Source organism: Paraburkholderia suaedae (assembly GCF_040812055.1).
GTDB lineage: Bacteria > Pseudomonadota > Gammaproteobacteria > Burkholderiales > Burkholderiaceae > Paraburkholderia.
Genome location: NZ_JBFOAH010000017.1, coordinates 167,700 through 176,695, shown reverse-complemented (window position 1 = coordinate 176,695; position 8,996 = coordinate 167,700). Strand labels below are relative to the sequence as shown.

General features: G+C 60.8%; 7 protein-coding genes. All 7 read right to left on the bottom strand.

Annotation, left to right across the window (positions count from 1 at the left end; genetic code table 11):
* Positions 1–143: 143 nt before the first annotated feature.
* The 7 genes from ABQJ48_RS22715 to ABQJ48_RS22685 all read right to left on the bottom strand — a co-directional run bounded on the left by ABQJ48_RS22715 (position 144) and on the right by ABQJ48_RS22685 (position 8,993).
* Positions 144–5,831 (bottom strand): phage tail length tape measure family protein, encoded by a 5,688-nt coding sequence (locus ABQJ48_RS22715; RefSeq protein ID WP_367840248.1) that lies wholly within the window; start codon positions 5,829–5,831, stop codon positions 144–146.
* A gap of 140 nt (positions 5,832–5,971) precedes the next feature.
* A complete protein-coding gene (locus ABQJ48_RS22710; RefSeq protein ID WP_367840247.1) occupies positions 5,972–6,298 on the bottom strand; it encodes a DUF1799 domain-containing protein in 327 nt (108 codons plus the stop codon).
* 62 nt (positions 6,299–6,360) lie between these two features.
* Positions 6,361–6,687, bottom strand: coding sequence for a hypothetical protein (locus ABQJ48_RS22705; RefSeq protein WP_367840246.1), 327 nt, complete (start codon positions 6,685–6,687; stop codon positions 6,361–6,363).
* Positions 6,688–6,768: 81 nt separating this feature from the next.
* Positions 6,769–7,698, bottom strand: coding sequence for a phage tail tube protein (locus ABQJ48_RS22700; RefSeq protein ID WP_367840245.1), 930 nt, complete (start codon positions 7,696–7,698; stop codon positions 6,769–6,771).
* Positions 7,699–7,744: 46 nt separating this feature from the next.
* Positions 7,745–8,092 carry a hypothetical protein gene (locus tag ABQJ48_RS22695; RefSeq protein ID WP_367840244.1) on the bottom strand — a complete coding sequence of 116 codons (348 nt, stop codon included), beginning with the start codon at positions 8,090–8,092 and terminating at the stop codon, positions 7,745–7,747.
* The gene (locus ABQJ48_RS22690; RefSeq protein ID WP_367840243.1) at positions 8,089–8,655 is read right to left on the bottom strand and encodes an HK97-gp10 family putative phage morphogenesis protein; all 567 of its coding nucleotides are present in this window, start codon (positions 8,653–8,655) and stop codon (positions 8,089–8,091) included. Before ABQJ48_RS22690 ends, ABQJ48_RS22695 begins: the two co-directional genes overlap by 4 nt.
* On the bottom strand, positions 8,655–8,993 hold the full coding sequence (locus tag ABQJ48_RS22685; protein ID WP_367840242.1) for a phage head closure protein: 339 nt from the start codon (positions 8,991–8,993) through the stop codon (positions 8,655–8,657). The genes ABQJ48_RS22690 and ABQJ48_RS22685 overlap by 1 nt, the downstream gene beginning before the upstream one ends.
* Positions 8,994–8,996 lie beyond the last annotated feature (3 nt).

The following is an 8,996-nucleotide window of genomic DNA, read 5'->3' as shown; positions in this document are numbered from 1 at the left end:
GTGCGGAGGAGCACTCAGGCGCGGCTCGTAATAGGCGTTGGCCGGCGTGTCGGACGGCAGCGTCATAAACCCATCGTCGGAGAAACGAAGGGTCTGCAACGTGCCGTCCGACAGCCGGTAGCCGGTTACATCAATGGCTATGGTCATGACTTTCTGGCGATTTTCGCGGTGTGGGTTGCAGTCTGCTGCGTGGCGTCCGCAGCGTTTTGCATGTGGCGCGCCTGCTTGTTCATCACGGCGAGGCTCGCATCGTGCTGCTGCTGGCTCTGCCCAAGGGTCACAGCGGCAATCTGCTGCTGGCTTTGGCGATTTGCGGCCACCTCTGCGCGCAGCGCCTTGATCTCATTGAGCAGGGCTGTTTGATCGTTGCCACCGAAGCGCGACCAGTCGATGTTGAGCATCTGCGACAACTTCTGGTTGTTCGCCGACGTCACCACCGCCTCGCCCTTGTGGAGCTCGGCGCGGTATCCGTCGAACGGCACGCTATCCAGACCGCCAGCGTGTGAGCCGTTGACCGCATTCCAGCCATACGTACCGTCCGCGCCGATCGTCATGCCAAGCGCCGCCTTGGTCGCATCAGAAACACCGCCAGACATCGACGCCTGCCAGTCGCCAACGCTATAGCCCCCCATCGGGCCATACGGGTTCGCAGCGCTATACGGGATCAGGCCATTGACGGCCGTCGCCTGCACTTGCGCCGCGTTCAGATTGCCTCCCGCTGCGCCCCCATAGGTGTTGGCAGCCGCCGTGCTCGACGCTGTGCCGCCTGCTGCGAAGTACTCCTTCAACGCATCAGCAAGCGATTGCGTCGTCTGGTTCAGGTTCAAAATCCCCTGCACCATCTGGTTCGTCGCATTGAGCTGCTGCTGTGCTGCGCTCAGTTGCTGTTGCGCCACCGCGATGTTCGCGCTGAGCGCCTGCTGGACCTCGTTGTAGTCATCGACATAGGCTTGCGAACTTGCGTTGTATGCCTGCGAGGCCGTGAGAAAGTCCTGAGCGATCTGCGGCAAGTTACTTTGGGCCGTGGCATCACCAGCGGCCGCGCTCGCCGACGTCGTTTCGAATAGCTGTTTTTCGGCGAGGTATTTGTCCTGCGGCGAGAGCGTCGACAACGACCCGAGCGACAACGACTGTTTCAGGCTCGTCAGCGAACTGATGAACTGGTTGATCGAGTCGATGTTCGCCTGAATCGCCTTCGACTGCGTGTCGTAGGCAGTCTGCACATCGCCAAGCGCCGTTTGCAGGTTTTGTGCCGCCGTCTGCTGCGCTGCCTGCGTGGCCTGATCCGCGGCCGACGTTACCTGCGCAAAGGATGGTGCAAGCGCAAGCAATGCGTTTTGCAGATCCTTCGCCGGCTTCGACGACGTGTCCATGTGTTCGACCAGCGCCTGAAAATCGGCGTTCGTCTTCGGCATCGCGACACCAAGCGCGTTGAACTGATCCTGCAACTGCCTCGTGTCCATCGCCAGCTGCTGCGTCGGCGTGTACACAGCGCTGAAATACTGGTTCCACAGCGACTGTTGCGCATCGGCCGCCTGCTGCATGGCCTGCGTGTACTGGTCGAATGCCGGCGCCAACGCCATGAGAGCAGAAAACGTGTTCTGCCCTGCCGACGTCGTCAGATCGAGCGACGTAACCACGTCGCGGAATGCATCCTTCGACTTCGGCAACGCAAGGCCAAGTGACGCAAAAGTCTGCGTCATCTGGCTTTGCGCCTGTGAAAGCTGCTCCGAGTTGCTGTAGTAGGCCTTGACGTAGGCCGACACTTCCGAATTGAAACTGTCGATGCCGCCGGCCGCCGCGACGAGATCGAGGCGCACCTGCGCGCCGGCAATACCCACCGCACCGAACGCCTGCGTCATCGTCTTGCCGAGCAAGTCAGCAAGCTGGTTCGTCGACGTGAAAACGCCAGTCAGTCGAACGGCGGTTTGCGTGAGCGTCTCTCCGGTCTGCTGGTACTGTTCAAGCGGAATGACCGCATCTACCAGGCCATTCGACAGGTCCGTTAGCGACTTCGTGACGTTCGTCTGGTCGCGCCAGTCGTTGCGGATGCTGTAATTAAACGCCGACAACTTACCCTGCAGGCCATCAATGCCGCCGATGGCACCGGAAAGCTGGTTGATGACCGCAACCGTTCCCACGACAGTGCCGTTGATGAGGTCGAGCTGATCTTGCGTCGCAGGCGTATTGACGGTGCCGTGTGCATCGCTCCGGAAGATGCCGCCCTTGGCGGTCCAGTCCGTGTAATCCTGACCCTGGAAACCGTTGGCTACCGTCACGTTGCCATCGACGCCAGCGCTGTCTACTGTCGGATCTTTGCGACCGAACAGGCGTGAAATCGTCGACGCGCCGGTCAGGATATTTGCGATGCCGGACGGAATGCCGATTGCCTTCGCCAGATCGTACGAGGCGTTCGTTGCCGAGCCGAGCACTTTGCCGGCGTCGCTCATTGAGCCGTTGTCCGGGTTCCAGCCCTGCCCCATCATCTTCGAATCGATCGCCATGCCGGCGAGAATCCAGCCGATGACCGGGATTGCCGATCCAGCCGTCAATGCGCCCGAAGCCGCTCCAGCGCCGGCTGTCGATGCCGCAGTGCCCCCAGCAGCAGCCGAAGCTGCGCCAATGCCCGCCGTCGTGCTGCCGGCAATTCCGCCAAGCGCCGCGCTGCCTGCAAGCGCCCCATCGGCCGCGGCGGCCGCCGCTGCGCCGCCAGTCGTGGACAAGGCACCGAACGCTCCGAGAGAACTTGCGCCGAACGTGCCCGCCGCACCGCCAATGGCGGAGGCTGCGGAGCCATACGCGCCAGCGCCGAACAGGCTGCTCACGTACCCATAGCCCTTCGTGAGTGCGCTGTAGGCGTTCGAAAGGCTATTAAGCTGGTTGGACGAGCCCGCCATGCCGTTGTTTTGCAGAATCTGCGCCTGAAGATCGCTGCCGCCAGCAATGCCAGCAATCTGCGCAATCACGCTGATCACCATCGGCTTCGCAAACGCCTTGTACAGCTCGTTGACGACCGTGGTTTCGAACGTGTTCTTCAGCGAGGTAGTAAAGCTCGCCCACCCGGCCTTCCCATTGTTGAGCATCTGCAGGAAGCCGTCGTGAAAGTCGGTCCCGATGCCATCGATGGTGCTTTGCCAAGTCTTGACGTAGTCGTCCTGCTGCTTCTTCAACTGCTGGGCGTTGTCCACCTCGTTCTGCGCGCTCAACAGGTCTTGCCTGCTCTTGAGGAGCTTCTGGTCCGCCTGCACCATCTTCTCGTAATTCGCGATGACATCCGGAGCAACGTCGTTGATCCGGGACATTGCCAGCCCCTCCTGATCAAGCGCTAGAGTGTTTTGCGCGCGCGAGACGAGCAGCTGATCCAGCGCCGACTTGGTCAGGCCGTAGGTGTCAGCCTGATCGTGCAGTTTTTGCGCCTCCGCCTCCACGGAATCGGCCATCTTGTTCGTGGCGTCAACCTGCGACTGGCCGTACTTCTGCCAGGCCGCATCTTCCTGCGCTGCCGACTGGCCAACGCCGGTCATTGCATCCTCGATCGCCTTGGCCGCCTTCGCGTGCAGGTCGACGATCTGATTCATGATCGTTGCACGCTGTGCGGCACTCAACTTGCGGTCGTTCAGACCCTTGGCGAGGATGTCGGCTTCCTTGTTATATGCATCTGCCTCATCGGAGGCCTTCTGCATGATGAGGTCGCGCGACTGCGTGTAGTAGGCGTTCTCGCTCAGGCCGCCGGCCTTGTATTGCGCGTCGAGCTGCGTCTGTGCGCTCTTGACATACGACAGCTCCTGCGTCAGCGCATCCTTGACAGCCTGCACTTCGCCGTTCAGCTGCGTCTTGTCGATCAGGCCGGCCTGCCCGGTCTTGGTCTTCTTGTCCGGGTACTTGTCGATGATCTTCTGCTCATCGGCAAGCTGCTGTTCAGGACTGAGGTTAAGCGGCGTCGCGATCTTGTCGATGTACGTCTGGATGTCCTTCGCGCGCTTTTCTGCTGGCGTGGCAAATTGAGAGTTCCAGACGTCGTAAGAATGCTTCGCGTCGATCTGTTCCTGTTGCTGACGCTCTCCACGGGCTTTGTCCTGCGCAGCCTTGATCTCCGCATCGCGCTTGCCAAGCGCCTGCTGCAACGCAGCCTCGTCGCTCGCAGTCCAGTTGGGCGTCAACTCGCCGCCGAGGTTCGCCAATCCGTCAACGGGATTAGCCGCAGCTGTCTTCCTGGCTTGCAGAGCAGCGACCGTTTGCGCAGCACTCGACGCGGCTCCGAACGAACCAATGGCCTCCATGGCGCCATTGATGATGTTTTTGATGTCCCGCCACCCTTGAACGATAACTCCCTGGTTCTTCGCGATGTCCTGAGTGCGATCATCCATCGCCTTTGAGAAGGACTCGACCGCGACTTGCGCGGCGCCGGTCGCGTCGCCCTGCTTCACCAGTGCATCGATCTGATCGTAGGTCGCGGCAGTCAGGTAGTGGTACGTATCGTTCAGCTTGACGGACGCCTTAACCGGATCTTCCGCAAGCTTCGTGAACTCGTCGACCATCTGCTTGACCGACATGCTGGTGTAGGTCGCCACATCGGCGGTGATCCGCCCGAGATTCGAAATCTCTTCGCCGGTCAGTTTGCCTGTCGCGGCCAGCTGCGTCACGGCATCGGCAGCAGTATTGAATGTAGCCCCACCAGCAGTAGCCGCCTCAGCCATTGAACGCAGCCCGTCGACTGTGGTGCCGGCATAGTTGCCGGTTAACACCAGGGCATCGTTCATCACATCATTCTGATGCGCGACGATCACCATCGCCGCTGCTGCCGCAACAATAGGCACAGCAATGGACGCGATAGCCAGACCGGCCCCAGACGTGACTGCCCCCAGCAGATCCATACGCTCAGCAAGCACCGCCGCACTCTGGTCGAAACGACCAAAATTGCCGTTGGCGAGGTCATTGGCGAGGCGCAGAACCTCCGTCCGCGCACCGGCCGTCCCCAGACCGAAATGACTCATCCCCGCACCGGCGCTTTCGGCCGCACCCGCGATTTCGCTCAGTGCGGTCCGGTTCGCGCCGATGTCGGCAAGCGCTTTCTTATAGTCTGCGGACGAAACCGATCCGGACTTGAACGCCCGCTCAAGCTGCGCCTGCTGGTCTGCCAGACGCCGGAGCTCGACCACCGCCTGATCCGCCCTGATTCCGGCGAGCGCCTGCTGATACTGCTCCGTCGTCACCTGACCCGACTTGTAAGCATCGTCGAGCAGCGCCTGATCCGCAGCGAGCTTGCGCGTCGCCGCGCCAAGCGGATCGTATTTGGCAGTGAGCGCATTGAGCGCCTGCACGCGCTTGTCCTCATCTTTCCCGAGCGCCGCGAGCGCCGCGTCGTATTCCTGCATCGAGAGCTTGCCGGTCGCCATCGCGCGATCGAGCCGCGAGTACTGGTCGCCGAGCGTGGCGAAGGTCGCATTGCCCTGCGCCATGGTCGTGCGCAGCGCCTGCATCTCGTCGTTCATCAGCACCGTCGCACGCTGGGCGTCGATCATCGCCTGCGTCTGGGCTGTCACGTTTGCGCGCACCTGATCAGCGGATGCGCCGAGCGCCCCGATGCCATCCGCGGCATTCTGCGATGCGGACGCAACCTGCTGCAACCCTTGCTGGGCTTCCAGTGACCGCGCGACCATATCCTTGATGCGGGCGGTCGCCTGGTCCTCCGACTCCGCGAGCGCCGCCGCGCCGGCCGACGCACGCGACATTGATCCATTGAGATCGTCGTTGGCCGCCGACATGTCGCCCAGGCTTTTCTTATATGTGCCGAGCGCCTTGGTGACAGCACGCTCAATGTCGTTACCCATCTTGAGCGCCGCCTGGCTGCTGCGGTCAGCACCGAGCTCGAAGTCAGCATAGTCGAGCGTTACCTTTGCGATGAGAGAACCGAGTGATGGCATAGGAGCAGAAAATAAGAAGCCCGCACACGGCGGGCGTTAGGCAGGCGTCAATCGGATTGCTGGGCGGCTTCGCGCTCACCGTGGACTTCGAGCGCCGCGCCCTCCATCAACCGGATCAACCGGAAAAGCTTGACGCGTTTTTTCGGACCGAAGCCCATCAGACGCAAAGCTGATTCAACGCGCGAATAATCGAGGCCAAGCGTCTGCGGTGGCCCCATCGGATGAGACAGGTAACGCCATTGCCCGGAAAGTGCGATGAAGCACTCGAAGACCTCCCAGTTATCCGCCCATACGAAGCAATCGTCCTGCGCAGCCTGCGCACGCGCTCCGTCAATCGCTTCGACCGGCGCACCCGCAGCCGCAAGCGCTGCCACAACGGATTCGTCGGCAGCGAAGTCATCGGGCCGCTCACCGGCCCAATGACGCGCCACCTCAATCAGTTTTTTTCGCGGGCCACCACAATGCTGTCCCAGAAGCCCTTGATCAGCGCGAACGACGCAGCGGGAATCTGCATCATTCCTTCCAGATTGTCGTCGTTGAACGGCACGGCCGCGCCGTCGTCGTCGATCACGCCGGACCAGCCCTTGACCACTTCGAGCAGCATTTCCCGGCCACTTTTCGAACGCAGTTCTTCGATACGATCATTCGAGCAGCGCTCAAAAGTCACTTTGAAATTGTGTTTCTCGACCTTGCCGGTCTCACCGACGATCTGGACATTGATTTCCTGCTGATACGTATCCGACTGTGCGATCTTGAAAGCCATTGAATTCTCCAATGCCAAAAAGAGGATGGCCCGCTCAGGGCGGGCCAAAGTTGCTTTGCGATGCCGGAACGACGGCGCGGGTTACTTGACGGTGATGACCAGCTCGTCGTTGCCGGCCATCGGGACGAACGTCAGAGTCAGGCCGAGCATTGCGGTGCCGTTCTGATCGCTGTATTTCGGCTGGGTCGCCTGCACCGCTGGCGCATCGATCTGGATGATGTTGCCGGCGGTCTTGCCGTGCGTGATCGTCAGCGGACCAGTAACCGCATCCCGAACAGCTGCCCACCAGTCTTTCGTTGCAACGGAATCAAGCTGGATCGTCGCGCTGCCGGTCGGCTTGCGATCGGTAATGTCCACTGACTCCTGCCTGATGAGGTTCAGGTAGTTGACAGTGTTGGCCACATCGATCGAGAGCGCCTGCAGCGGCGAACTCGCGCCCTGGAATGACCAGTTCGGGGTGTTCGCCTTGTTGACCACGAGCGGCTTCTGGAAATGCGTGTAATCCACGCCCGTCGGCATTGCCTGGTCGACCACATCGCTGTAAAGACCCGTGAACTTGAACTGCAGCACAGGAATGCCCTTGGCCGTCATGTTGACGGCAACGGTGCCGCGACCCGACGTCATTTTGTGAAACAGGCCGTCCAGGTAGTAGTACAGCGTGACCGTCGGCAGAGCATCGGAGATTGGCGCGTACTTTACGTCGGTGGCTGCGGTGATCGTCTCGGAGAATCCACACGCCTGCATCAGCGGCCCCCAGGCGGGCGCCGTACCTGCGGCACCGGAGCCCGCCAGCTCCGTCTCAAAATCGAGCTCACCGTGAATTGCCGCCGACAACTGCTCACTGTTGCCAAGATACGGCCGCATCACGTCACGGCTGGCAAACTCTGCCGTCGGCGTATATGTGACACTGCGCGCGAGAATCGCGTTCAACGCGGCGGTCGGGACGGCATCCGTGCCGATGACGGTTTCGATCACCGCCAGAATCAGGGTCTTGCGTGTCAGCTTGGACATACGGTTCCTTTAAAAAGTTAAGCCCGCCAGAAGCGGGCTTTGTGGATCACGTGCGGCGCGTTCGCATCTGAATCATCACCAGGTACGCGTACACCGCCGCGTTGCCCTGGTACTCGCTATCGCCCTCGGATTCGACCAGCAGGAAATCATCCATCTGTTCGAATGCTTCGACGATCTGATCGCGCAGCGCACCGTTTTCATCGGTGTCGCGACCGAGAATCGCGATCGTCACTGTGTGCAGGTCGTAGCCCCCGCCGAGTACCCAGCCGGTCTCCTCCTGCGAATGGACCGTATAGACCAGCGCTGGCCACGTCGGATTGGGCGGAAGCTCGACGTTGAAGGTATTTGGCAGGATTGCAACGAGCGCCTGGTAGACCTCAGTTTTCAGGCTCATGCCTTGCCTTTCTCAATAAACTGCGCGACACGGTCCGACATCGCCTGCAACGCCTCATCCCCCTTGCGCTCGAATGCCGGGCCAATGAATGGCATCGGCTGAATGCCGGGATTACTGACCTTCAACGCGAAGACGGGGCTGCCATCCGCTTCGAACGCGAGCTTTCGGCCAGATCCTCCCCGCTCCGCGTGAGGCTTGGTGCCGAACTCCAGATACCACCAGTAGAACGGATCGTCGACGTAGGTCTTCCTGATGCTGCCATCCGCACGCACCGAAAACACAACCTTCGCATTACTGCCAAGCTCGCGGCCATGCCGCACACCAAGGTTGTATTGCGCCACGCCGAGCGGTGGGTTCGCTTCGCGCTTGACTGCAATGTTGTTGAGCAGCGCCCCGGATTGCTCAAGCCCTTTGCTCAGCGCAATCGCCTTCGCTTCACGCTTGATTACGTTGGCGCCGATGAGCGCAGCGGAAAACGCCACTTTCTTTTGCATATCGTCCTTCAACGTCGCAATTGCCCCGTTGAAGGCCTGCAAGCCGGAAATCACATTTCCCGTCGCCATCAGAGCCCCTCGCTTGCGCCCGTGTCGCACGTCAGGATCAGTGTCTTATGCTGATCCAGCACGTCATTCACGAAGCGGATGTTGAACACCTTGCTGCCGTAAAGTATGCGCATCGTCTCGTCGATGCCGGGCAGATAGCGCATGGTGAACACCGTGCGCTCATCGGCGGTCTCACCACCCTGATGTACGGTGGCAGAACGTTCCATGCCGGACAGATAGTTGACACCGGCCCACACGGTGTCGACGACTGCCCAGCCTGCGACATTGCCGCCGGAGTCGTTCTTCGAGTTAGTACGGCGCTGAATCGTGATACGTCGATCGAGTTTTCCTCCGCGCATGGA